The following is a 23,237-nucleotide window of genomic DNA, read 5'->3' on the forward strand; positions in this document are numbered from 1 at the left end:
ACAGACCTGCCTCCACCCCATCAAATCTGCGACAATCCGCGCCCTGCATTCAGATAGAAAGATTCCGCGCCCTGATGACCGACGATTCGACCTCCATCGACCAACTCTTCAAGAACCTCGACCACGCGATGATCAGCGATCGTCATCGCTTGCGCCGGCAATTGCATGAGCTGCGCAAGAAACCGGACGAGACGAAGCTGGCGCAGTGGGTTGAGCGCGTGCAGGCATCGTGCGCCCGTGTGGTGAGTCGCGCGCAAAGCGTGCCGACCATGCGCTACGACGAAAACCTGCCGATCGCCGCCAAGCGCGACGAGATCAAGAAGGCGCTGCTGGAACATCAGGTGTTGATCATCGCCGGCGAAACCGGCTCGGGCAAAACCACTCAGTTGCCGAAAATCTGCCTGGAAATCGGTCGCGGGCAGCACGGACTGATCGGCCACACCCAGCCACGTCGAATCGCAGCACGCAGCGTCGGCAGCCGGGTCGCCGAAGAAATCGGCACGCCGCTGGGCGGGCTGGTGGGGTACCAGGTGCGCTTCGAAGACCAGAGCGACGAAAACACCCTGATCAAGCTGATGACCGACGGCATCCTGCTCGCCGAAACCCAGCACGACCGCTTTCTTGAGCGCTACGACACGATCATCGTCGACGAAGCCCACGAACGCAGCCTGAACATCGACTTCCTCCTCGGCTACCTGAAAACCCTGCTGCCCCGTCGCCCGGACCTGAAGGTCATCATCACCTCGGCGACCATCGACCTCGAACGTTTCTCGGAGCATTTCGACAAGGCGCCGGTCATCGAAGTCTCGGGCCGCACTTTCCCGGTGGAGACGTGGTACCGGCCGATGACCGCCCAGCAGGACGAAGAGGGCAACAGCATCGAGGAAGACCTGACCGTCGATCAGGCGATTCTCGCCACGCTGGACGAGCTGGCCGCCTTCGAACGCAGCGAGCGCAAGTCCCCCGGCGATGTGCTGGTGTTTCTGCCCGGCGAGCGAGAGATTCGTGACGCCGCTGAAATGCTGCGCAAGGCGCAACTCAAGCACACCGAAATCCTGCCGCTGTATGCGCGCCTGTCGCCGGCCGAACAGCAGCGAATTTTCCAGTCGCACCCGGGCCGTCGTGTGGTGCTGGCGACCAACGTTGCCGAAACCTCGCTGACCGTGCCGGGCATTCGCTACGTCATCGACACTGGCACCGCGCGCATCAGCCGCTACAGCTACCGCGCCAAGGTGCAGCGTCTGCCCATCGAAGCGATTTCCCAGGCCAGCGCCAACCAGCGCAAGGGCCGTTGCGGCCGGGTCGAGCCGGGCCTGTGCGTGCGGCTGTATAGCGAAGAAGATTTCCTCTCGCGGCCTGAATTCACCGATCCGGAAATTCTGCGCACCAACCTCGCGGCGGTCATCCTGCAGATGCTCCACCTGCGACTGGGCCAGATCACCGATTTCCCGTTCATCGAGCCGCCGGATGGCAAGGCGATCAGCGACGGCTTCAACCTGTTGCAGGAGCTGTCAGCGGTCGATCGCGAGAACAACCTGACGCCCATGGGCCGTCAACTGGCGCGCCTGCCGGTGGACCCGCGCATGGGCCGCATGTTGCTCGAAGCGGCGAAGCAGGGCAGCTTGCAGGAAGTGCTGATCGTTGCCAGCGCAATGTCAATTCAGGACCCCCGCGAGCGTCCGCCGGAGCGTCAGCAGGCCGCCGATCAGGCCCACGCCCAGTGGAAAGATCAGGACTCCGACTTCGCCGGGCTGGTCAATCTGTGGCGCGGTTTCGAAGAGCAGCGCCAGGCCCTGACCGCCAGTCCGCTGCGTAATTGGTGCCGTCGTAATTTCCTCAACTACCTGCGCCTGCGCGAATGGCGTGACTCCCATCGTCAACTGAGTTTGATCTGCCGCGACCTGCAACTGACGGTCAACAAAGAGCCGGCCGATTTCCCGAAATTTCACAAGGCGGTGCTCTCGGGCCTGCTCAGCCAGATCGGCCAGAAGACCGAAGACGGCGACTACATGGGCGCGCGTCAGCGGCGGTTCTGGGTGCATCCGTCGTCGGGGCTGGGCCGCAAGCGCCCGCAATGGATCATGGCCGCCGAGCTGGTGGAAACCACCAAGCTGTATGCGCGCATGGTGGCGAAAATCGAGCCGGACTGGATCGAGCCGCTTGCCGGGCACTTGATCAAGAAAAACCACTTCGAACCCCATTGGGAGAAGAAGCGCGGCCAGGTCGTTGCCTTCGAGCAGATCACCCTGTTCGGCCTTATCGTCGTTGGGCGTCGTCCGGTGCATTTCGGGCCGATCGATCCGGCGGTGTCCCGCGAGTTCTTCATCCGCGAAGGGCTGGTGCGCGGTGAAATCCAGTCCCGGGCCAAATGCCTCTCAGCCAATGCCAAATTGCTGGAGCAGCTCGACGAACTGGAAGCCAAGGCACGTCGGCGCGACATTCTGGCCGACGAAGAAACGCTGTACCGCTACTACGACGAACGCTTGCCGGCGGAGATTCACCAGACCGCGACGTTCGACGCCTGGTACCGGATGGAGAGCCAGAAGAACCCGCAGTTGCTGATCATGCGCGAGGAAGATGTGCTCGCCCGAGAGGCCAGCGAGGTCACCGCCAATCAGTACCCGGACACCTTGAGAATTGGCGAACTGACCTTATCGCTGACTTATCACTTCGAACCGAACCATCCGCGCGACGGCGTGACCCTGCGGGTGCCGGCGCCGCTGTTGCTGTCGTTGCCGGCCGAGCGCCTGGAATGGCTGGTGCCAGGGCTGCTGGAAACCAAATGCGTGGCGCTGGTGCGCAACCTGCCCAAGGCGCTGCGCAAGAATTTCGTGCCGGTGCCGGACTTTGTCAAAGCCGCCTTGCAGCGGATGGTCTTCGCCGAAGGCTCGTTGCCTCAGGCACTGGGCCGCGAGTTGTTGCGCATGACTGGCGTGCGGGTGACCGACGAAGCGTGGGCCGAAGCGGCGCAACAGGTGGAAAGCCACCTGAAAATGAACCTTGAAGTGGTCGATGCCAACGGCAAGTTCCTCGGCGAAGGCCGTGAGCTGGATGAGCTGACCGCGCGGTTCGCCGAGGCCGGTCAGGCTGCATTGGCGGTGCCCCAATCGGCGAAAGGCCAGCAGCCGGTCGAGGCCAAGGGCTTTGCCGCGGTGGCCGAAAAGACTCAGCAGAAGATCGCCGGGCTGTCGATGACGGTGTATCCGGCGCTGGTGGAAGAGGGCGGTGCGGTCAAGGAAGGGCGTTTCTCGACCCAGGCCGAGGCCGAATATCAGCACCGTCGAGCGCTGCAACGGCTGTTGTTGCAGCAACTGGCCGAGCCGACCAAGTTCCTGCGCAGCAAGCTGCCCGGCCAGACCGAGCTGGCGTTGCTGTACCGCGACCTGGGTCGGGTCGATGCGCTGATCGAAGACATCCTGCTGGCGAGCCTCGACAGCTGCATCCTTGAGGGTGAAGCGACGTTGCCCCGAGACGGCGCCGGCCTGCTGTCGCTGGCCGAGCGCAAGCGTGGCGGTCTGACCGAACATGCGGAGCGGCTGGCAAGGCTCACGCTTGAGATTCTCAAGCTGTGGCATGGCCTGCAAAAGCGCTTCAAGGGCAAGATCGATCTGGCCCAGGCCGTGGCCCTGAACGACATCAAAGGCCAGCTGAGCAAGCTGGTGTATCCCGGCTTCGTCCGCGAAACCCCGGCGTTGTGGCTCAAGGAACTGCCGCGTTACCTCAAGGCCGTCGAACTCCGTCTTGAGAAACTCGGCAGCCAGGCACAGAAGGACCGGGTCTGGAGTATCGAACTGGGCAATCTCTGGGCGCAGTACCAGACCCGCGCCGACAAACATGCTCAGGAAGGCAAGCGCGATCCGGAACTGGTGGTGTATCGCTGGTGGATGGAGGAATACCGCGTCTCGCTGTTCGCGCAGCAGCTGGGGACGAAAGTGCCGATCTCTGACAAGCGCCTGAACAAGCAGTGGACCCAGGTCGAGGGGTGATTTCCTCCGCGCGGCGGCTTGCTTCTGCCGAAGGCGTAGGAGCGTGGCTTGTCCCGCGATCTGGTGCGCAGCATCAGCCCAGCCGGAAATCCGGTTTTGGCGGGCGATACACGACCCCCAGGTTTACGGCCGCTGCGCGACCGATCGCGGGACAAGCCACGCTCCTACAGTGAGCGTCACGCGTGTACGTTTACCCCGATAGCGCGAAATGGCGGCCGTTATGGCAAACTTCGCGGCTAAACTTCATAGCGTCATAAAACATCCGTCGTCCGCCAAGCGGGTTGCTGCCTCGTTGCATTGGGACCTTCGTTCCAGATCGCCAACGCCCCCGCTTGTGCTGGCTGTTCAGCTGCTGCCTTCAATGAGCTGCTTTTATCTCGAGAGGAACGACCGTGTACGAAGTCGTGATCAGTGGCACCGGGCTTTTCACCCCCGCCAACAGTATTTCCAACGATGAGCTGGTGCAGTCTTTCAACACTTACGTTGCCCGGTTTAACGCCGAAAATGCCGCCGCTATCGAAGCGGGAGAGATTCAGGCACTGACGGAATCCAACGCGGCGTTCATCGAAAAAGCCAGCGGCATCAAAAGCCGGTACGTGATGGACAAGGACGGCATTCTCGACCCCCAGCGCATGAAGCCGCGCCTGCCCGAGCGCTCCAATGACGAATGGTCGATCCTCTGCGAGATGGGCGTTGCGGCGGCCAAGCAGGCCCTGCAGCGCGCTGGCAAAACTGCAGCCGACATCGACGGCGTGATTGTCGCCTGTTCGAATCTGCAACGCGCGTACCCGGCGATCTCCATCGAAATCCAGGCGGCGCTGGGCGTTCAGGGCTTCGGCTTTGACATGAACGTGGCGTGCTCATCGGCCACGTTCGGCATTCAGGCAGCATGCAACAGCGTCAAGCTGGGCCAGGCCCGCGCGCTGTTGGTCATCAGCCCGGAGATCTGCACCGCTCACCTCAATTTCCGCGACCGTGACAGCCACTTCATCTTCGGTGATGCCGCCACGGCGGTGGTGGTCGAGCGCGCTGACCTGGCGACCTCAAAGCATCAGTTCGACATCGTCGGCACCAAGCTGCTGACCACGTTCTCCAACAACATCCGCAACAACTTCGGTTTCCTCAACCGCACGGCGGAAGAGGGCGAAGGCAAGTCGGACAAGCTGTTCGTGCAGGAAGGCCGCAAGGTGTTCCGCGACGTCTGCCCGATGGTCGCCGAACTGGTGGCTGCGCACCTGGACGAGAACCAGCTGAATATCGGCGACGTGCAACGGTTCTGGCTGCATCAGGCCAACCTGAGCATGAACCACCTGATCGTGAAAAAACTGCTGGGCCGTGACGCCTCGGTCGAAGAAGCACCGGTGATCCTCGACCGCTACGCCAACACCAGCTCCGCAGGTTCGGTGATCGCGTTTCACGAGTACCAGGACTACCTGCCAAGCGGCGCGCTGGGTGTGCTCAGCTCGTTCGGCGCCGGGTATTCGATTGGTAGCGTGATTCTGCGCAAGAAATAACGCTCGCGGAATGACCGCGGTTGCTGACGTAGGCGCGTGGCTTGTCCCGCGATCTGGCGCGCAGCGGCAGCAACACAATGAATGCGGTGTGTCAGCAAGAATGGCGTGGCGAGGTTTAACGACTGCTGCGTAGCCGATCGCTGGACAAGCCACGCTCCTACAGAGTTCGGCGTATGGCATCGCAACAAAAAAGCCCGGCGTTGCTCTGTCGGAACGGATGAGGGGGATCCGACAGGGCAACGGCGGGCTTGAGTTCTGTAGCAGCTTCAAACGGCAGGAGCACGCCGCTTGAAGCTTTCAGCTTGTAACTTGCAGCAGTCTCTCTTAAAACTTCGCCAGCACGTCCAGTTGCAGCGTGTTGGCATCCTGATCACGCGGCAGCGCAGAAGTCGCGAAGTCCGCTTTGGTCAGGAAGTACGTCGCGCCGACCGCGAAGTTCTTGTCGATGTCGTAGGAAATGGCCAGCTTGTGACCGCGCGAACCGGTAGTGCCGTTGGCGAAGTCGGAGTCGGTGAAAGCACCCACCACAGCGTTACGCTGGGTATCGCGGTAGTTGTAGTCCAGACCGAAACCGAACACCTTGGTTTTCACACCGGCCAACCAGGCGGTGTCTTCGTCGCTGTTGGTGGCGCTGTTGACCACGTACTGACCGTACAGGCCGACCGGTACCACGAAGCCTGTCAGGTCCAGTTGACCGAAGCCTTCATACAGGCGGAAGTCGGTGGTGTTGTTGCCGTTGATGCTCAAGCCACAGAACGTGGTGCTGGTGCTGGCAGCGGCCGGATTACAGTCGTTGGAGTTTTCGTAGTTGTAGACCGAACCGCCGACCGTCATCTTCACGTTGTCAGTGATGGCGATTCGCGTACCCAACTGAGCCGCGTTCAGGCGCAGGTCGTTCTTGAACTGCGTCCCTTCACCGCTGATGTTGTCCTTGAGGGTGTAAGTACCGGCGCTGCCGAACAGCTCGAAGCCCTTGTTGATCGGCAGGCTGTAAGTGGCAGCCAGACCTTCAGGGTTGATGTCGTTGTCCCAGATCACGTCGCCTTCGCTGACCCATGGCTGAGCCATCTTGCCGGCGATGACGTGCAGGTTCTGGATGGCAGTCGGGTGGTAGTCGATGAAGCCCTGATCCAGCCACAGGTCTTTCTTGGTGAAGTAGTCGTTCTGGTCAACGTTGGTCGAGTTGGCCTTGTTATCGCCACCGGTGGCGATGCGGATACCGGTGCTGACCTGCGGGTTGATCTCGCTGTAGGCGCCGAGACGCACACGGATACGCTGACGGTTTTTGTCCTGGCTGTTGTTCTGGTCGTCGATCTTGACCGTCTCTTGTCGAACGCGGACGTCGCCTTTGAATTGAGTCTTTGCTGCCCAGGCCACTTTCTGTTCGAAGGCAGACAGTTCGGAGGACTTGGCAGTGGTAGCGGCGGCGATCTGGTCGGACGTGGCTTTCTGGGCCTGTTGCTGAGCCAGCTGGTCTTTGGTCAGCTCGGTTTGCAGTTCGGCGTATTGGGCAGGTGAAATCGAGCCGTTGGCCTTGAGCATGTCGAGCAGTTTTGCGTCGACTGCGGCACTGGCCGGAACGCTCATGGCCAGCAGCACACCACCACACAGGGCTGCCGCAGTTTTCGTGTAAGCAAGACGCATATCAATCTCCGTAATCGAGAAGGGATGACCGAATCATCCGGGGATCAACCGACCAAAGGCGGGCGGGGAAAAGTCCGAATCCTTAGAACCTCTGGCTCTAAAAACAGGCGCCAGTATTGCCAGCGTTTATGACGAAACAGTGGCGAAGTGATGTCATGTCGATGACATGTGAAAATTTCGTTGGACCTGCGGGCTAGAGCGGCGGCGTGCGTAAATTCATGTGCAGCACTTATGAATAGGTGATACTTCGCAACACGTTGCGTGACCTGGAGTGGCGAGATGTCGTTACACCGTTTGGATAAGTTGTCGGACCTTGCACCTGAACAGTGGGACGCCCTGATACCTGGCGACTCGCCCTTTCTGCGCCATGGCTTTCTCAGTTCGCTGGAAGACAGCGGCAGCCTCGGGCCGCGTTCCGGCTGGCGCGCCGAGCACTTGCTGCACTACGAGGGTGAGCGACTCATCGCTGCTCTGCCGGCGTACCGCAAGTGGCACTCTTACGGCGAATACGTGTTTGATCACGCCTGGGCCGACGCCTGCCGTCGTGCCGGTCTGGCCTATTACCCCAAGCTGTTGGTGGCCGTGCCGTTCAGCCCGGTAAGCGGGCCGCGCTTGTTGGCGAAGACGCCCGAAGATGGCCGCGAACTGCTCGCCTGCCTGCCGGGCTATGCCCAGGGCGAGGAGCTGTCCAGCGTTCACGTCAACTTCACCGACCCGGTTGCCGACGCCTTGCTTGCCGAACAACCCGGCTGGCTGCAGCGCATCGGCTGTCAGTACCACTGGCAGAACCGAGGCTATCGGGATTTTCAGGATTTCCTCGACGCCTTGAGCTCACGCAAGCGCAAGCAGATGCGTAAAGAGCGCGAGCAAGTGGCAGGGCAGGGCTTTGATTTCGACTGGCTCGAAGGGCACGAGCTGAGCGAGGCGCATTGGGATTTCGTCTACGCCTGCTATTCCAATACCTACGAGGTGCGTGGGCAAACGCCCTACCTCACGCGGGAGTTCTTCAGCCTGGTCGCCGAGCGCATGCCCGAGGCGATTCGCGTGGTGCTGGCGCGACAGGGCTCACGCCCGGTGGCAATGGCGTTCAGCCTGATCGGCGGCGACAGTTTTTACGGCCGCTACTGGGGCTGCCTGGCCGAGTTCGACCGGCTGCACTTCGAGACCTGTTTCTATCAGGGCATGGATTACGCGATCGCCCACGGCTTCAAGCGCTTCGACGCCGGCGCCCAAGGGGAGCACAAGTTGATACGCGGCTTCGAGCCGGTCATCACCCACTCGTGGCACTACCTGGCGCACCCGGGATTACGAGAAGCGGTAGCGGATTTTCTGACCCAGGAACGGGCGGGGATCCTGGCCTACGCCGAAGAAGCGCGCGGGGCGTTGCCGTATCGGCAAGCCGAGTAGATTCAGCGGGCGGCGAATCCACCTACCGATCTGAATCCAACACAGGTGCGAGGTTTTGACCGGGATCAACTGTAGGAGCGCGCTTGCCCGCGATTGCGGTGGGTCAGCTGAATACCCGGTGGCTGACACACTGCGTTCGCGGGCAAGCGCGCTCCTACAAGTGATTTGCGCCCTCCGTTAATCCGCGCTCCTGTGGGTGATCCGCGCTTGACGCCCAACTCGCAGGTGGGAAATCGCAGGGTCATATGGAGCGGATCGAGTTCTGCTTCTGCCCGAAGGGCGTAGGAGTGCGCTTGCTCGCGATTGCGATGGGTCAGCTGAATATCCGGTGGCTGACACACTGCGTTCGCGGGCAAGCGCGCTCCTACAGGTGATTTGCGCCCTCCGTTAATCCGCGCCTCTGTGGGTGATCCGCGTTGGGCGACCACCCCGCAGGTGTGAAATCGCAGGGTCATATGGAGCGGATCGAGTTCTGCTTCTGCCCGAAGGGCGTAGGAGCGCGCTTGCCCGCGATTGCGGTGGGTCAGCCAGATATCCAGTGGCTGACACTCTGCGTTCGCGGGCAAGCGCGCTCCTACAGGGATTTTGTGTCGTTTATTAGTTCGGCGACCGTCTTGGGGATGGCTGGCGAAGGTGATTGTTCAGCCACCTCAGAGGCGAATGACAGATTGGGTTCGCCAGCAAGCCGGCTCCTACGGTTCGCGCGGTGTCTTGATCAATCGACCCCGACAAACCCGCCGGTCTGATGCGCCCACAACCGCGCGTACAAACCTTTGTGCGCCAGCAGCTCGGCGTGGGTTCCGCTCTCAGCGATGACGCCGTTCTCCAGCACGATCAGACGATCCATCCGCGCGATGGTCGACAGCCGGTGAGCGATCGCGATCACCGTCTTGCCCTGCATCAGGGTTTCCAGGCTCTCCTGAATCGCCGCTTCCACTTCCGAGTCCAGCGCTGAGGTTGCTTCGTCCATGATCAGGATCGGCGCGTCCTTGAGCAGCACGCGGGTGATGGCGATGCGCTGACGCTGACCGCCGGACAGCTTCACGCCGCGCTCGCCAACATGTGCGTCCAGCCCGGTGCGGCCTTCGGAATCCGTTAGCAGCGGAATGAACTCGTCGGCGCGGGCCTTGCGCATGGCTTCCCACAATTCAGCGTCGGTCGCATCGGGTTTGCCATAAAGCAGGTTGTCGCGGATCGAGCGGTGCAACAGCGACGTGTCCTGGGTGATCATGCCAATGTGTGAGCGCAGGCTTTCCTGAGCGACGTGGGAAATGTCCTGATCGTCGATCAGGATCCGCCCGCCTTGTACGTCGTACAGGCGTAGGAGGAGGTTAACCAAAGTCGATTTACCCGCGCCCGACGGCCCGATCAAACCAATTTTCTCGCCCGCCTTGATGTCCAGGTTCAGGCCATGAATCACGCCCTTGCCCTTGCCGTACTGGAAGTTGAGGTCCTGGAATTTCACCTCGCCTCGGCTGACGGCCAGTTTCGGCGCAGCGTCCCGATCGGTAATGCCCACTGGCTGCGCGATGCTCTGCAGACCGTCCTGGACCATGCCGATGTTTTCGAAAATGCCGTTGACCACCCACATGATCCAGCCGGACATGTTGACGATCCGAATCGCCAGACCGGTCGCCAGCGCAATCGCGCCCACGGAAATCAAAGACTGGGTCCACAACCACAAGGCCAGGCCCGTGGTGGTGACAATCAGAATGCCGTTGAGCGTGGTGATCACGGTGTCCATTTCGGTGATCACGCGGCCTGCCAGCTGGGTTTTCTCGGTCTGTTCGCTGATCGCTTCGCGGGCGTACTGCTGCTCCGAATTGGTGTGGGCGAACAACTTGAGCGTCGCGATGTTGGTGTAGCCATCGACGATGCGGCCCATCAGTTTCGAACGCGCGTCTGAAGAAATGACCGACCGAGCCTTCACCCGCGGCACGAAGTACCACAGCGCCAGAATGAACGCGATGATCCAGCTCAGCAGCGGAATCATCAGGCGCCAGTCAGCCTCGGCAAACAGCACCAGCGCGCTGATCGAATAGATCAGCACGTGCCACAACGCGTCCACCGACTGCACCGCCGAGTCACGCAGCGCGTTGCCTGTCTGGACGATGCGTTGGGCGATGCGCCCGGCGAAGTCGTTCTGGAAGAAATTCAGGCTCTGCTTGAGCACGTAACTGTGGTTCTGCCAGTTGATCATGCTGGTCATGCCGGGGCTGATGGTCTGATGCACCAGCAGGTCATGCAGGGCAACAAAGATAGGCCGCAGCACCAGCGCGACGACGACCATCCACGTCAGCTCGAACGCATGTTCGCGGAAGAAATTCGGGTTGGGCGTGCCCTGGGCAAGGTCGATGATGCGGCTCAGGTAGCTGAACAGCGAGACTTCGATCAGCGCGCCGATCAGTCCGACCACCAGCAGCGCGGCAAAGCTGGGCCACACCTGACGCAGGTAATACAGATAGAACGAGGCGACGGTGTTGGGCGGGGCGGCGGTGGGGGCTTCGCGGAATATATCGATCAGCTGTTCGAAACGGCGATAGAGCATTGGCAATGACGCCCACGCTTGAGCGGGCTCTCCTTTGGATGGGGATTGGATACAGCGGCTTGAGAGCAGCTCGGGATAGTCATCCGATCAGACCACATGGAAACGCGATTGCTCACGCTGAATCAAGGGGCCCGGTCCTTAAAATGCAAAAGCCGGGCAGGCGCCCGGCTTTTAGGCTTGCGGCAAGCTTAGTTCACGCGCTTGGCCGTCTTGATCAGGATCGGGTCAAGCGGCACGTTCTGCATTCCGCCCTTGTTGCCGGCCTGCGCATTGACGATCTGGTCAACGACGTCCATGCCCTTGACGACTTTGCCGAACACCGCGTAGCCGTAGTCACGGGCGCCGTGGTCGAGCATCGCGTTGTCCTTAACGTTGATGAAAAACTGGCTGGTGGCCGAATTCACTTCCGAGGTCCGTGCCATGGCGACAGTGCCGCGCACGTTGTGCAGGCCGTTATCGGCTTCGTTCTTGATCGGGTCGTTGGTGGGCTTCTGTTGCATCTGCGCGGTGAAGCCGCCGCCCTGAGCCATAAAGCCCGGGATGACGCGGTGGAAAATGGTGTTGTTGTAGAAGTTGCTGTCGACGTACTTGAGGAAGTTCTGGGTGCTGACGGGCGCCTTGTCCTGGTTCAGCTCGATTTCCACATCGCCGAAGCTGGTGTTCAGCACAACGTGAGGCGCCGGAGCGGCCATCAAATGACCGGCGAACAACACGGCAGCGGCGGAGAGGGCAATTTTCTTCAGCATGGGCAGAGTCCTGAAATTGATGTCGACTGCGAAAAAACAGGACGTAAGGGAAGCACGTTTGCGGGAATTTGGACAGTGGGGGCGTGGCGTTCCTCGTTTTACTGGGACCGGCTTCCGCCATCCCAGTGATTGCACGCATTGTTCTTGTGGGACCGGCTTCAGCCGGGAAGGGGCCAGTGTGAATACCCTCACCCTTGCGGTGCGACGCCCGACGCTTTCCCGGCTAAAGCCAGTCCTACTGATTAACGCTTTCTTCACAGCGTCTGCTGCTGGACTGAGGGGACTGATTTATTTACAGCGCTTCACCGTAAATTAATCTGTCCCCGGATAGAGCCTATTCAAAGCATCTGCTGCGGCGCCGGGAAGGGCGCATCCAGCGGCGCGGTGTCGAAACTCTGAATCAGATCAATCAGGATCTGCGTCGCAGGTCCCAGAGGTTTGTCCTTGCTGGAGTAAAGAAAAAACGTAGGGTGTCGGCTGCCGCCTTTGTCCAGCGGCAGGATTTTCAGCAGCCCATCTTGAATCTCCCGCTCAATGATGTGGCGGGGCAGCCAGGCAAAGCCCAGCCCGCTGCTCACGAACGCAGCAGCCGTCGCAAGGCTCCCGACCGTCCAGCGCTGTTCGGCACCGAGCCAGCCGACGTCGCGCGGCTGATTGCGCCCGGAATCACGAATCACCACCTGCAACTGACTTTCCAAGTCCTGAAAATTCAGCTCGCGTTGCAACTGATGCAGGGCATGCCCGGGGTGAGCGACGGCGACGAACTCCACCTTGCTCATCTCATTGCCGAGATAACCCGGAATGCTGAAGCCGCTGATGGCGAGATCGGCTACACCTTCCAGCAACACTTCCTCGACGCCCGACAGCACTTCCTCACGCAGCCGCACCCGACATCCGCGGCTCTGCGGCATAAAGGCTGTCAGGGCCCGGACCAGTCGCGTGTTCGGGTACGCAGCGTCGACCACCAACCGCACCTCGGCCTCCCAGCCCTGTTCCATGTGGTGGGCCAGGTCTTCCAGCTGGCTGGCGTTCTTCACCAGTTGCCGCGAGCGCCGCAACAACACCTCACCGGCCTCGGTCAGCACGGCTTTGCGGCCGTCGATGCGCAACAGCGGAACGCCGAGCTGGTCCTGCATCCTGGCGACGGTGTAGCTGACCGACGACTGCGAGCGGTGCAGCGCTTCGGCGGCCTGCGCGAAGCCGCCATGGTCGACAACGGCTTGCAGCGTGCGCCATTGATCAAGGGTGACGCGGGGCGCTTTCATCTCTCGCTCCTGTTGTCCTAAGCTGGCGGTCCCTGAATGGAGACTGCCCCATGAAAAGAATCTGTTGTGTGCTGCTGGCGATGCTGCCGATGAGCGCGTTCGCCTACCCCATCGACGTCGAGAAAGACATCAAGGGCGTGCAGGTCGACTACAACAGTCATGACGTCGCCTACGACATCGGCAACATCACCCTGAATAACTTTGGCGATGTCCCGGCCAAGTGCAGCGTGGTCTTTCGCAACGGTCCGGAAGCCCCGCGCACGCGCCGGGTCCAGGTCGCGCCAAAGAGCAGCACCGAAGTGACCGCCAAGTTCACCCGCGACATCGTCAAGCTGCGCATCTCCCTGAGCTGCGAGCCTCTGTAACCCGCGCGTCAGACTCGACGGAGCGTACTTCGGCTTCGGCGATAAAACAAATTCTTAGATGGGTTCGGGTCGATAGTCGGCTTCTTTGATCGAGACGCCGGCCGCAGAGAGGGCAGGGAGATGTGCGTTCTCGTACTGTAATGACATGCACCACGTCTCTTAATCGCCCGTTAATCCCGCCGCCCGATGATGCTCGCGTTCATCGACACTCCATTGGCACTCCTTCGCTCCTGAGTGCATTGCCCGATCGACCTGCAGGAATGCGCCGGGTCGATCGGGTTTTTTCTTTCCGGGTCAGACAACGCCGCAAACGGTGGACCCGCCGACCCGTTCAATAGACACGCCATGGCCAACCGGCTAAGGTCGCCGCCTTCAAAAAAGGGGCGACCATGGGCTATCTACTTTTCGTGACGCTGATTCAAGCGTTTTCCTTCAGCCTGATCGGCGTCTATCTGGCCGGGCACGTCGACAGCTACTTCGCCGTGCTGCTTCGCGTCGTGCTGGCCGGTCTTGTCTTCATCCCGCTCACACGCTGGCGTAGGGTCGAGCCGTCATTCATGCGCGGCATGCTGTTGATCGGTGCGCTTCAGTTCGGCGTCACCTACGTCTGCCTGTACCTGAGCTTTCGCGTGCTGACGGTCCCCGAAGTGCTGCTGTTTACCATCCTGACGCCGCTCCACGTCACGCTGATCGAGGATGCCCTCAATCGGCGCTTCAATCCGTGGGGCCTGTTGGCGGCATTGGTCGCGGTGCTCGGTGCGGTGATCATCCGCTACGACCGGGTTGATCCGAATTTCCTCGGCGGCTTTCTGCTGCTGCAAGTGGCGAACTTCACCTACGCGGCGGGCCAGGTGCTCTACAAACACCTGGTGGCCCGCCATCCCAGCGATCTGCCGCACTACCGCCGCTTCGGCTATTTCTACCTCGGTGCCCTGGCCGTGGCGTTGCCGGCGTTTCTGCTGTTCGGCAATCCGCAGCATTTGCCGGATGCGCCTCAACAGTGGGTGGTGTTGCTGTTCCTCGGCCTGTGTTCCACCGCGCTCGGCATGTACTGGTGGAACAAAGGTGCGTGCCTGGTCAACGGCGCCACATTGGCGGTGATGAATAACCTGCACGTGCCGGTGGGGCTGCTGATCAATCTGTTGATCTGGGGGCAGAACGAGGACTTGGGCAAGCTGTTTTTGGGCGGGCTGGTGATTGTTTCATCGGTGTGGATCAGTCGCCGCGGTCTTGTTCAACGCCGGGCTGTTCTCTGAAACAGCCGGGTTAGACGCCCGCGTCAATGACATTAACGAGGGTGATGTTAGATATCTTCATGCTTGGTTTTTCATGTTGGGTTCAACCGAATAGATTGGCCCCAACGAAACGACTTAACCAACTTACCAGCAACTATCCGGAGATCTACATCATGAAAAAGTCCATCGCTTTCGGCTTCGCATTGTCCATCCTGGCTACGGGTTCTGCATTCGCCAGCTCAGAGCACATTAACCAACGCGCTATTGTTAACGCTTCCAGCGCTACCGTTCTGGACAGCAAAGTCGCCAGCAAAGAGGCCGTCAAGCCTTTCGCTATCCAGATTTCCGGCACCGTGACCGTTGCTGAAAACCGCAAAGAGTTTGGTTCTAGCTACCAGCGTGATCGTTAATTCCTTGGGTGTTACAAGACTCAAAATAAAAGCCCGGCAGATGCCGGGCTTTTTTTTGTTTTAATTTCTTTTTATTCATGAGCGCGTCGGCTATCGCCCGGCGCTTCAGCACGATTCTCCAGACTGTAATCTCGCATCACGTCAGCAATGCGCAGGTGGTAATCATCGAATACTTGCCTACGCCCCGTAAGTTGCGCCGCACGATGCAACTCAAGGCCGCGCCACCGTTTAATGGCTTCCTCATCACGCCAAAATGACAGCGACAGAACTTTTCCTGGCTCACTCAGGCTCTGATAACGCTCCACTGAAATGAACCCATCCAAACCTTCCAGCAATGGCTTCAGTTCAGCCGCAAGATCAAGATACCGCTGGTATTGCTCCTCATGTGGCCACGCTTCAAAAATAACGGCGATCATTGTTGAGTCTCCCGGCTGCAATGGAAATAAGGAATCCGAGCATTGAGCGAGGGCAAGTAGCGCCATTGATGAGCGCGGACAGCGGTGGTGGGCTGTCTACGCAATAGCTCTGAAACCGCTTCAGAGGCAATACACAAAGCGAGTTGCTGGCCTGGGCATTCATGTCTGCCTGAGCCAAAGCTGAATATTCGACGGTGTGACCGTGTGAGCAAAAAGTTGTCAGGATCCGGGTTTGCGCAAGGATCCCTGTTCGCCGAAGCCAGTAACAAAAGAACCGTATCCCCGGCCTTCAGGACGCTGCCTTCGATAACACACTGTTCGGCAACGAACCGCCGTGTGTTTTGTATGGGGCAGTCGTGGCGCGCCGCCTCGGCTACCCACTCTGCAATACGCGCCGGTTGTTGAGGGGGTTCAAACAGGTCGGGGTTACGATGAATTGCTATGAGGGTGTTGCCGATCAAGCCTGCGGTGGCCTCGCAGGTCTGTGACAACAGGCCGATCAGATTAGCGATCAATGCGTCTCTGTCTCTCCAGCCCGTCACGTCACATTCCCTCAACACGTGGCTCATGAAGCGACTTCTTTCATCCTCGCAAAGCAGCAACTCTGCGAACAGTTGACTCAACCGAGTCGCTCCGGCATCGGCCTCATCCAGCTTGGTCTTGTCGCTTAAGGGGGAAAGGCAGCCCACAAAATTCTGGGTCAGGGTAACAACTTCACGTAACTGAGTGAAAGGAACGCCCATCAAGGTTGCCATGACGGATACGGGCAACGTCCACATCAATTCATTGAGGGCGTCGACCGGGGTATTGAGGGACTCGAACACCTGCGACACAATTTCTGCGATGTTTTCGTCATGCACAGAAGCCAAAGCGGGCGCAATGGCCATTCTTGGACACTGGTGTTCAGCTCCCTCGTTCATGCGCATGAGACGACCGAAAATACGACCCGCGGCGCCCTGTGCAATTGCGAGAGGAACCGGCTCATCAAGAGGACGGACTCGACAGTCCGAATGTTTCAGAATGGCCTCTACGGCACTGGCATCACTGGCGATCCACAGGCGTAGATCTGCATCGAACAACAGCCCCTTTCGTTGCCTTAAACCTGCGTAATAAATATAAGGGTCGGCATGGCTGGCTGCTTCAAACGGCGTCATTTCTGAAAGTCCTGTTCACAAAGAACGGCTAATATCCGGCACTGCGCACGTTAACGATTCGTTCAGGAACGAAATATGGACTCCCCAGGCAATGACACCGCCATTTCAAGGGTCGCCGGCGCAATCGCCGAACCAGCAAGGACGAAGATGCTCTGTTCGTTGATGGATGGGCATGCACGTACAAGCACAGAAATGGCTGTCATCGGCGACGTAAGTGCCTCTACCGCAAGCGCGCATTTGGCAAGGCTCAAAGAGGACGGGCTGGTGAAGCTGCACACGCAGGGCAGGCATCGGTATTACAGTCTGGCGGACGCAGACGTGGCCAGAGCGATTGAGGCCCTCATGGTGATCAGTCAGAAGCCGGAAACCCGGTTCGTCCCGAATACCCCGGGTCGACTGCAAATCGCACGAACCTGTTATGACCACATGGCGGGTTCATTGGCTGTAAAACTGCACGATTGTTTCCTCGAGTCAGGCTGGCTGACCATGTCAGCCCCTGACGACGGTAATTATCAACTCACTGTCAGCGGCGAAAAAGCGATGGCCGACCTGGGGCTCGATGTGGAGACAGTCAGGGCGCAGCGACGTCGCTTCGCCTGCTCATGCCTGGATTGGAGCATGCGCCGCCCGCATCTCGCCGGAGCACTGGGTGCCGCCTTCCTGCACATAGCGACCAGCCGCAAATGGGTTATTCAAGACCTTGACAGTAGGGCACTGGCGTTGACGCCAAACGGAAAGAAAGAGTTCTCCGTTCGATTCGGGGTCAGCACTGAAAACAATGCGCCTTAGCTGTGCTTGGGCGTTAAGCGCTGCCCGGTTGCTGCAGACTTTGATTCGACGACATCTTCTCCAACCCAATCCGTAAATCCGCCCCGCTTGGCTGTTGATAAACCCCCAGCCCGAACTCCGGCAGCACGGCCAGCAGGTAATCAAAAATATCCCCCTGAATGCGCTCGTAGTCACCCCAACTGGTGGTGCGGGTGAAGCAGTAGATTTCCAGCGGAACGCCCTGGGCCGTGGCCTCCATCTGGCGGACCATGCAGGTCATGTCCGGGTGGATATCGACGTGGCTTTTCAAGTACGCCAGCGCGTAGGCGCGGAACGTGCCGATGTTGGTGATACGGCGGCGATTGGCCGACATTTCTGCGACGTTGCCCTGGGCTTCATTCCACGCTTTGAGCTCGGCTTTTTTGCGGCCCATGTAGTCGGTCAACAGGCGAACCTGGGTCAGCTTCTGTTCTTCTTCATCGGAGACGAAGCGCACGCCGCTGGCATCGATGAACAGGCTGCGCTTGATCCTGCGCCCGCCGGACTGCTGCATCCCGCGCCAGTTCTTGAACGACTCGGACATCAAGCGCCAGGTTGGGATCGAGACGATAGTCTTGTCGAAATTCTGCACCTTCACGGTGTGAAGCGTGATATCCACCACGTCGCCGTCGGCACCGACCTGTGGCATCTCGATCCAGTCGCCGACCCGCAGCATGTCGTTGCTGGTCAGCTGCACGCTGGCAACGAAGGAGAGCAGGGTGTCTTTGTAGACGAGCAGAATCACCGCTGACATCGCGCCGAGGCCGGAAAGCAGCAGCAACGGCGATCGGTCGATCAACGTGGCAACGATGATGATCCCGGCGAACACGTAAAGGATCATTTTCGTCAGCTGCACGTAGCCCTTGATCGAGCGGGTGCGGGCGTGTTCGGTGCGCGCGTAGATGTCCAGCAGGGCGTTGAGCAGCGCGCCGACGGTGAGCATGAGGAAGAGGATGGTGAACGCCAGCGCGATGTTGCCGAGCACGTGATTGGCGGCAGTGCTGAGGTTCGGGACCAGATTCAGCCCGAATTGAATCACCACCGAGGGCGTGACCTGGGCCAGTCGGTGAAAGACTTTGTTGTGCAGAAAATCGTTGAGCCAGAACAACGACGGCTGCCGGCTCAGGGCTTTCATGGCGTAAAGGATCATCCATCGCGCCAGCCGCCCGAGGGCGAAAGCCGCGACGAGCAGTAACAGCAATCCGGTGATCGTGCGCAGCATTGGCTGGTTTTCCAGCAGCGTCCAGATTTCCTGGGCGCGTAGCCAAAGCGAATGGGTGTCCATGGGCGCTGGATCTCCTGATCAGAAATGGGGGGCGCGATTAGAGCATTGATAGGGAAGCGAGGGCAGGGTAGGGCAAATCCGGTAACAAAATAGGCCCTTTGAGCTAAAGAGACTCGGCGAATCCGGCTTAAACCGGTACCCTATGCGACTGTTTTTTTGTATTACGCCGAGGTAACACCCGTGTTCTCCCAATTCGCCCTGCACGAACGCCTGCTAAAAGCCGTGGCCGAACTCAATTTCGTCGAGCCAACGCCTGTGCAAACAGCGGCCATTCCGCTGGCGCTGGAAGGACACGATCTACGGGTGACGGCGCAGACCGGCAGCGGCAAGACTGCCGCGTTCGTATTACCGATGCTCAATCGCCTGATGGGCCCGGCCAAGGTTCGCGTCGACATCCGCGCCGTGATCCTGCTGCCGACCCGCGAGCTGGCCCAGCAGACGCTCAAGGAAGTGGAGCGTTTCTCCCAGTTCACCTTCATCAAGGCCGGCCTGATCACCGGCGGCGAAGATTTTAAGGTCCAGGCCGCCATGCTGCGCAAGGTGCCGGACATCCTCATCGGTACGCCGGGTCGCCTGCTGGAGCAACTCAACGCCGGCAACCTCGACCTCAAGCAGGTTGAACTGCTGGTCCTCGACGAAGCCGACCGCATGCTCGACATGGGCTTTGCCGAAGACGTCGAGCGTCTGGCTGGCGAATGTGCCAATCGTCAGCAGACCATGCTGTTCTCGGCCACCACCGGTGGTTCGGGCCTGCGCGAGATGATCGGCAAAGTCCTGAAAGACCCGCAGCATTTGCAGGTCAACAGCGTCAGCGAACTGGCTCCCGGCACTCGTCAGCAGATCATCACCGCCGACCACAACGTGCACAAAGAGCAGGTCCTCAACTGGCTGCTGGCCAACGAGACCTACCAGAAAGCGATCATCTTCACCAACACCCGCGCCATGGCCGACCGTATTTATGGCCGCCTCGTGGCGCTCGAGTACAAGGCGTTCGTGCTGCACGGCGATAAAGACCAGAAGGATCGCAAGCTGGCGATCGACCGTCTGAAGCAGGGCGGCGTCAAGATCCTGGTGGCGACCGATGTCGCGGCCCGTGGCCTGGACGTCGACGGCCTGGACATGGTCATCAACTTCGACATGCCGCGCACCGGCGACGATTACGTTCACCGCATTGGCCGCACTGGCCGTGCCGGTGGCGAAGGTCTGGCGATCTCGCTGATCACTCACGGTGACTGGAACCTGATGTCCAGCATCGAGCGCTACCTGAAGCAGAAGTTCGAGCGCCGCACGATCAAGGAAGTCAAAGGCACCTACACCGGACCTAAGAAGGTCAAGGCGTCGGGCAAGGCTGTCGGCGTGAAGAAGAAAAAAACCGATGGCAAAGGTGACAAGAAGGGCGACAAAAAGAAAGCTGTCGCCAAGGGGCCGACCAAACGCAAGTCGGTAAACCGTCCGAAGGCCGAGCCTTTGGTCAGCCAGGACGGGATGGCGCCGCTGAAAAAGCGCGTCACGCGTCCGCCGGTCGCTGAATAAGCCCCTCCTGCCTCCCGGCCAGCCCGCTGAACGGCTGGCCCTCCACTGGGTCACAACCACTGAGCATCAAGCCCGTTGACCGGATGTCACGGGTATTGCCCTGTTGGCCCACTGGAGGTTGAAACATGTCTAAACGATACGACTGGGACCTGATCGAGCGTCTGTTGCACCACGTGCAAAACAGCGTCGCAATCGCCGATGCATCAGAAACCCACGCCGCAGAATTGAGAACGTTGTTGCTCGAACGCGGGTTCATTGCTGCCCACACCAGCGGTGCAGGCGGGCATGGCGAAGGCGCTACCCTTACGCCTCGAGGCGCGAGCTTGCTGGCGATGATCGACAGCAGCATTCCGGGCAATGACCATCCGCGTCAGGTGCTGGATGAACAGGGCGATGCGCTGGACCCGGAGACCTTTGACGAGGTGGCCTCCAAGGCGCAAATCGCCTGACCCAAGGAGCGTCCTGATCAGGACGCTTTTTTCATGCTCTTGTAGCAACTCAAATCCGTGAAGTCCTTGCGCACATCGGCGATCTTCGCCAGCAACTTCTGCCGCTGATCAGCCGTGCTCTGCGCCATCAGATCCGCAATCAACGAAATCGCTGCCTGCTCGGTATGGTCGTAGGTCGCGCGGTATTCAGGGGTCCAGAAGGTCTGACGGTCTTGCAGAAGGCTGGCGATTTTTTGATCGAAATCGGCGGCGTTACGCTGTTTCACCGCCGCCAGCAATAGCGACTGCCAGTGGGCGCGGTTATCGATCCACAGGCGGTTTTGCTCACCCAGCGACGTCGACCATTGCATCACCCGCCCCTGCTGCGCGGCATTCAGTTTGCCCATCCACGGCGTCAGACGTTTCTCCATGCGCTGAGCGCGTTCACTGATCTGCTTGTCCAGCGGCTGGTCGACGAACTCGTCCTCATGCTTGCGCAGGTCCTTGGCGAACGCTGTCTGCATCTCGCCCACTTGCTGATCGTCCAGCTGACGCAGCAGCTCGACCGCCGAAGGCGTGATTTCTTTGGAGAGGGTGGCGATGGCTTGCCGCGCTTCGGCGGTGCGCGCCTTGAGCTGCTCCTGATTGACCTGGTTGTTTTCGACCATCCCTTGCAGACGGTCCAGCCAGTCTAGGTAACCGGGGATCTGGGTGGTGCAGTGCCAGCTCAAGTGCTCTTTCAAACGCTCGTCGAGCCAGTCTTTCTGCGACGCGTTCATGTCCAGGTAGTCGTTGAGCGACCAGGGAATGATGAAGTCCAGATGCCGATACGTCAGACCAATCTGACTGCACCCCGCCAACAGTGTCAGGCTCAGCCACAGCGAAATAAAGGTCTTCAACACAATGCCCATGACTGCTCCTTGCCGGTTCGTCTCCCCGTTATAGAGCAAGTCAGGTCACGGCGGTTCAACCCATCAGAAAAACGAGCGCACGACCTTCAGCGTCACGGTGCCTTCGCACTGAGGATTGTGCCCGCTGTAAGCGCTGCAATCGGCGCCGGTGAGGCTCGAACCGCTGTACATCAAGTTCATGTCCATGCCCAGCACGGGCCGCGACACATTGAACGACCAGTCGCTGTAGGCATTGACCACGCCGCCGCCGTCGATGATTGAAGGCGAATCGAGCTGGTGGTTGCCGTACTGCATGCGCAGGTCCAGGCCCAGCGGAATCATGCTGCCCAGGTCGAGGAACAGGGTGCTGTCCTGGCGACCGGCGTCAGTGCTGAAGGCAGTGCCGATGCGGCTGTCGAAAATCCGGAAACCGGCGTAGAGCTCGTGGCTGTCGAGCTGGTCGGTGTTCGGGTAGCTGTAGCGAATGACGCCAAGCTCATAGCCGAGTGTTTTGTCGAAGGGCTTTTTGAACCCCATGTAGGAGTCCACCTCCAGCGCAGTGTCGGGGGTCAGCCCTGCGCTGGGCGACCATTGCCCGAAGTAGAAACCGCTGTCGTGGGTGAGGTCGAGCCCGCCGTGGAACTTCGAATCCGCACCGCTCGGCGTCACCAGGCCCTGGGCCATGGTGCGGCTGGGCGTGGTGCCAAGCTTGAGGCTGAAGTCGCCCAGCTCCCGCTCGATGACCTGAGCGCTGGCGGCGTGATGCATGAGGGCGGCGCAGGTAAACACCGCACCGGTCCAACGGTTGAAACAGCGAGCATAAGGCATGCTTCACTCCTTTCAGGTTTCGGAGGAGTGGGTCGAAGGTATCTATCCGGGAGCCGAATGGCCCGACAAGAACCGCGATCTAGAGCGCCGCAAGGATACCGCCGATTGGCGTTATCTCGCGACCATTGGTCGATTCGATGCAGATGCGCTGAACGTTGCGATCAGTTCGCCACGGAAATCAGCTGATTGACGACGATCAAGGCCTGGGGGAACGAGGGGTAGCCGCTGGTGGCGACATCGAGTTTTTCGTACCTGGCACGGTACTCGCGGGCCTTGTCCTGATCGACCATACCGGCCCGTTGAGCCTGCAGGGCGATGGCCAGCGGGTAGTTGCGATCGGCTGAATCATTGAGCCTGGCATCGATCTGTTTAGGGCTGGCGTTCTGACGCAAGAGCAGTATCGCCTGGTAAAACTCCGCCTCGCCGGTCGTGTCTTCCCTTGCTGCCCTCTCAAGCAAAGCGCTGGCGAGTTCGTCGTTTTCGGCGCGGCGTTCGTTGATCAGCAGCTTGGCCTGAAGCATGTCGTTCTGGTAAAGCAGATAGTCGGCGCGGCAGGGGCTGCCTGCCACCGAGTTGTCACAACCGTGGCTCGCACAGCCGGTCAGCCCGAGGCTTAGCAGGGCGCCGATGATCATCCGTTTGTTCATGTCGGTTTCCGCAGAGACTTCAGAAGTTCAGGGCATCGTCCGCTCTATCCCATGACCCATACGCAGCGCGATGAATGAGCAGTCATGTGACGAGAGTAAAGCAGAGCTTTGTGAAGCGGGGGAGCGATA

20 protein-coding genes are annotated in these 23,237 nt (G+C 59.9%); 10 read left to right on the top strand and 10 right to left on the bottom strand.

Going from position 1 to position 23,237, the window contains the following annotated elements; genetic code table 11:
- Nucleotides 1-74: 74 nt before the first annotated feature.
- Together hrpA and BMY98_RS18795 are read left to right on the top strand one after the other, a co-directional pair.
- Nucleotides 75-3,986 carry an ATP-dependent RNA helicase HrpA gene (hrpA, locus tag BMY98_RS18790; protein WP_074891669.1) on the top strand — a complete coding sequence of 1,304 codons (3,912 nt, stop codon included), beginning with the start codon at nt 75-77 and terminating at the stop codon, nt 3,984-3,986.
- Nucleotides 3,987-4,378: 392 nt separating this feature from the next.
- Nucleotides 4,379-5,500 (top strand): beta-ketoacyl-ACP synthase III, encoded by a 1,122-nt coding sequence (locus tag BMY98_RS18795; protein ID WP_074891672.1) that lies wholly within the window; start codon nt 4,379-4,381, stop codon nt 5,498-5,500.
- Between the two features lie 324 nt (nt 5,501-5,824).
- Here BMY98_RS18795 and BMY98_RS18800 read toward each other — a convergent pair whose 3' ends face one another.
- Entirely contained in the window at nt 5,825-7,144 is a 1,320-nt protein-coding gene (locus BMY98_RS18800; protein WP_074891674.1) for a putative porin, read from the bottom strand.
- Between the two features lie 279 nt (nt 7,145-7,423).
- Between BMY98_RS18800 and BMY98_RS18805 the strand changes: the two genes are divergently transcribed.
- Nucleotides 7,424-8,551, top strand: a complete 1,128-nt coding sequence (locus BMY98_RS18805; RefSeq protein WP_074891676.1) for a GNAT family N-acetyltransferase — start codon at nt 7,424-7,426, stop codon at nt 8,549-8,551.
- 715 nt (nt 8,552-9,266) lie between these two features.
- Here BMY98_RS18805 and BMY98_RS18810 read toward each other — a convergent pair.
- From BMY98_RS18810 to BMY98_RS18820, 3 genes are all read right to left on the bottom strand, one after another.
- Nucleotides 9,267-11,099, bottom strand: coding sequence for an ABC transporter ATP-binding protein (locus BMY98_RS18810; protein ID WP_074891678.1), 1,833 nt, complete (start codon nt 11,097-11,099; stop codon nt 9,267-9,269).
- A gap of 188 nt (nt 11,100-11,287) precedes the next feature.
- Nucleotides 11,288-11,845, bottom strand: coding sequence for a peptidylprolyl isomerase (locus BMY98_RS18815; RefSeq protein WP_074891680.1), 558 nt, complete (start codon nt 11,843-11,845; stop codon nt 11,288-11,290).
- A 338-nt stretch (nt 11,846-12,183) separates the two neighbouring features.
- Nucleotides 12,184-13,110 carry a LysR family transcriptional regulator gene (locus BMY98_RS18820; RefSeq protein ID WP_074891682.1) on the bottom strand — a complete coding sequence of 309 codons (927 nt, stop codon included), beginning with the start codon at nt 13,108-13,110 and terminating at the stop codon, nt 12,184-12,186.
- 50 nt (nt 13,111-13,160) lie between these two features.
- On the opposite strand from BMY98_RS18820, the gene BMY98_RS18825 reads away from it, so the two are divergent.
- From BMY98_RS18825 to BMY98_RS18835, 3 genes are all read left to right on the top strand, one after another.
- On the top strand, nt 13,161-13,475 hold the full coding sequence (locus tag BMY98_RS18825; protein WP_074891684.1) for a 3-phosphoglycerate kinase: 315 nt from the start codon (nt 13,161-13,163) through the stop codon (nt 13,473-13,475).
- 389 nt (nt 13,476-13,864) lie between these two features.
- On the top strand, nt 13,865-14,731 hold the full coding sequence (locus BMY98_RS18830; RefSeq protein WP_074891686.1) for a carboxylate/amino acid/amine transporter: 867 nt from the start codon (nt 13,865-13,867) through the stop codon (nt 14,729-14,731).
- Between the two features lie 152 nt (nt 14,732-14,883).
- Nucleotides 14,884-15,120 (top strand): hypothetical protein, encoded by a 237-nt coding sequence (locus BMY98_RS18835; RefSeq protein ID WP_074891688.1) that lies wholly within the window; start codon nt 14,884-14,886, stop codon nt 15,118-15,120.
- A 71-nt stretch (nt 15,121-15,191) separates the two neighbouring features.
- Here the strand turns inward: BMY98_RS18835 and BMY98_RS18840 are convergent, their stop codons facing one another.
- Nucleotides 15,192-15,536 (bottom strand): antibiotic biosynthesis monooxygenase family protein, encoded by a 345-nt coding sequence (locus tag BMY98_RS18840; protein WP_074891690.1) that lies wholly within the window; start codon nt 15,534-15,536, stop codon nt 15,192-15,194.
- Complete coding sequence (locus BMY98_RS18845) at nt 15,533-16,690, bottom strand: cytochrome P450 (RefSeq protein ID WP_074891692.1); 1,158 nt, start codon at nt 16,688-16,690, stop codon at nt 15,533-15,535. Before BMY98_RS18845 ends, BMY98_RS18840 begins: the two co-directional genes overlap by 4 nt.
- 75 nt (nt 16,691-16,765) lie before the next feature.
- Here BMY98_RS18845 and BMY98_RS18850 point away from each other — a divergent pair, with 75 nt between their 5' ends.
- Nucleotides 16,766-17,479, top strand: a complete 714-nt coding sequence (locus BMY98_RS18850) for an ArsR/SmtB family transcription factor (protein ID WP_074891694.1) — start codon at nt 16,766-16,768, stop codon at nt 17,477-17,479.
- Between the two features lie 13 nt (nt 17,480-17,492).
- On the opposite strand, the gene BMY98_RS18855 is transcribed toward BMY98_RS18850, so the two are convergent.
- Nucleotides 17,493-18,782: a mechanosensitive ion channel family protein gene (locus tag BMY98_RS18855; RefSeq protein WP_074891696.1), complete on the bottom strand. Its 1,290-nt coding sequence runs from the start codon at nt 18,780-18,782 to the stop codon at nt 17,493-17,495.
- Nucleotides 18,783-18,962: 180 nt separating this feature from the next.
- Between BMY98_RS18855 and BMY98_RS18860 the strand changes: the two genes are divergently transcribed.
- Nucleotides 18,963-20,315, top strand: a complete 1,353-nt coding sequence (locus BMY98_RS18860) for a DEAD/DEAH box helicase (RefSeq protein WP_074891698.1) — start codon at nt 18,963-18,965, stop codon at nt 20,313-20,315.
- Nucleotides 20,316-20,440: 125 nt separating this feature from the next.
- Nucleotides 20,441-20,764, top strand: a complete 324-nt coding sequence (locus tag BMY98_RS18865; RefSeq protein ID WP_074891700.1) for a hypothetical protein — start codon at nt 20,441-20,443, stop codon at nt 20,762-20,764.
- A 17-nt stretch (nt 20,765-20,781) separates the two neighbouring features.
- On the opposite strand, the gene BMY98_RS18870 is transcribed toward BMY98_RS18865, so the two are convergent.
- Together BMY98_RS18870 and BMY98_RS18875 are read right to left on the bottom strand one after the other, a co-directional pair.
- Nucleotides 20,782-21,654, bottom strand: coding sequence for a DUF6279 family lipoprotein (locus BMY98_RS18870; RefSeq protein WP_074891702.1), 873 nt, complete (start codon nt 21,652-21,654; stop codon nt 20,782-20,784).
- A 63-nt stretch (nt 21,655-21,717) separates the two neighbouring features.
- Complete coding sequence (locus BMY98_RS18875; RefSeq protein ID WP_074891704.1) at nt 21,718-22,461, bottom strand: TorF family putative porin; 744 nt, start codon at nt 22,459-22,461, stop codon at nt 21,718-21,720.
- Between BMY98_RS18875 and BMY98_RS26940 the strand changes: the two genes are divergently transcribed.
- Nucleotides 22,460-22,651 carry a hypothetical protein gene (locus BMY98_RS26940; RefSeq protein ID WP_139214537.1) on the top strand — a complete coding sequence of 64 codons (192 nt, stop codon included), beginning with the start codon at nt 22,460-22,462 and terminating at the stop codon, nt 22,649-22,651. The genes BMY98_RS18875 and BMY98_RS26940 overlap by 2 nt on opposite strands.
- On the opposite strand, the gene BMY98_RS18880 is transcribed toward BMY98_RS26940, so the two are convergent.
- The gene (locus tag BMY98_RS18880; RefSeq protein WP_074891706.1) at nt 22,623-23,108 is read right to left on the bottom strand and encodes a hypothetical protein; all 486 of its coding nucleotides are present in this window, start codon (nt 23,106-23,108) and stop codon (nt 22,623-22,625) included. The two genes, BMY98_RS26940 and BMY98_RS18880, sit on opposite strands and share 29 nt — an antisense overlap.
- Between the last annotated feature and the right edge of the window lie 129 nt (nt 23,109-23,237).

Source organism: Pseudomonas graminis (assembly GCF_900111735.1).
Classification (GTDB): Bacteria; Pseudomonadota; Gammaproteobacteria; order Pseudomonadales; family Pseudomonadaceae; genus Aquipseudomonas; species Aquipseudomonas graminis.

What these genes read in the sequence shown, in the direction of transcription:
- hrpA (WP_074891669.1), top strand. Translation starts at nt 75, where the DNA reads ATGACCGACGATTCGACCTCCATCGACCAACTCTTCAAGAACCTCGAC.
- BMY98_RS18800 (WP_074891674.1), bottom strand. Translation starts at nt 7,144, where the DNA reads ATGCGTCTTGCTTACACGAAAACTGCGGCAGCCCTGTGTGGTGGTGTG.
- BMY98_RS18805 (WP_074891676.1), top strand. Translation starts at nt 7,424, where the DNA reads ATGTCGTTACACCGTTTGGATAAGTTGTCGGACCTTGCACCTGAACAG.
- BMY98_RS18810 (WP_074891678.1), bottom strand. Translation starts at nt 11,099, where the DNA reads ATGCTCTATCGCCGTTTCGAACAGCTGATCGATATATTCCGCGAAGCC.
- BMY98_RS18815 (WP_074891680.1), bottom strand. Translation starts at nt 11,845, where the DNA reads ATGCTGAAGAAAATTGCCCTCTCCGCCGCTGCCGTGTTGTTCGCCGGT.
- BMY98_RS18820 (WP_074891682.1), bottom strand. Translation starts at nt 13,110, where the DNA reads ATGAAAGCGCCCCGCGTCACCCTTGATCAATGGCGCACGCTGCAAGCC.
- BMY98_RS18825 (WP_074891684.1), top strand. Translation starts at nt 13,161, where the DNA reads ATGAAAAGAATCTGTTGTGTGCTGCTGGCGATGCTGCCGATGAGCGCG.
- BMY98_RS18830 (WP_074891686.1), top strand. Translation starts at nt 13,865, where the DNA reads ATGGGCTATCTACTTTTCGTGACGCTGATTCAAGCGTTTTCCTTCAGC.
- BMY98_RS18835 (WP_074891688.1), top strand. Translation starts at nt 14,884, where the DNA reads ATGAAAAAGTCCATCGCTTTCGGCTTCGCATTGTCCATCCTGGCTACG.
- BMY98_RS18840 (WP_074891690.1), bottom strand. Translation starts at nt 15,536, where the DNA reads ATGATCGCCGTTATTTTTGAAGCGTGGCCACATGAGGAGCAATACCAG.
- BMY98_RS18845 (WP_074891692.1), bottom strand. Translation starts at nt 16,690, where the DNA reads ATGACGCCGTTTGAAGCAGCCAGCCATGCCGACCCTTATATTTATTAC.
- BMY98_RS18850 (WP_074891694.1), top strand. Translation starts at nt 16,766, where the DNA reads ATGGACTCCCCAGGCAATGACACCGCCATTTCAAGGGTCGCCGGCGCA.
- BMY98_RS18855 (WP_074891696.1), bottom strand. Translation starts at nt 18,782, where the DNA reads ATGGACACCCATTCGCTTTGGCTACGCGCCCAGGAAATCTGGACGCTG.
- BMY98_RS18865 (WP_074891700.1), top strand. Translation starts at nt 20,441, where the DNA reads ATGTCTAAACGATACGACTGGGACCTGATCGAGCGTCTGTTGCACCAC.
- BMY98_RS18870 (WP_074891702.1), bottom strand. Translation starts at nt 21,654, where the DNA reads ATGGGCATTGTGTTGAAGACCTTTATTTCGCTGTGGCTGAGCCTGACA.
- BMY98_RS26940 (WP_139214537.1), top strand. Translation starts at nt 22,460, where the DNA reads ATGCTTCACTCCTTTCAGGTTTCGGAGGAGTGGGTCGAAGGTATCTAT.
- BMY98_RS18875 (WP_074891704.1), bottom strand. Translation starts at nt 22,461, where the DNA reads ATGCCTTATGCTCGCTGTTTCAACCGTTGGACCGGTGCGGTGTTTACC.
- BMY98_RS18880 (WP_074891706.1), bottom strand. Translation starts at nt 23,108, where the DNA reads ATGAACAAACGGATGATCATCGGCGCCCTGCTAAGCCTCGGGCTGACC.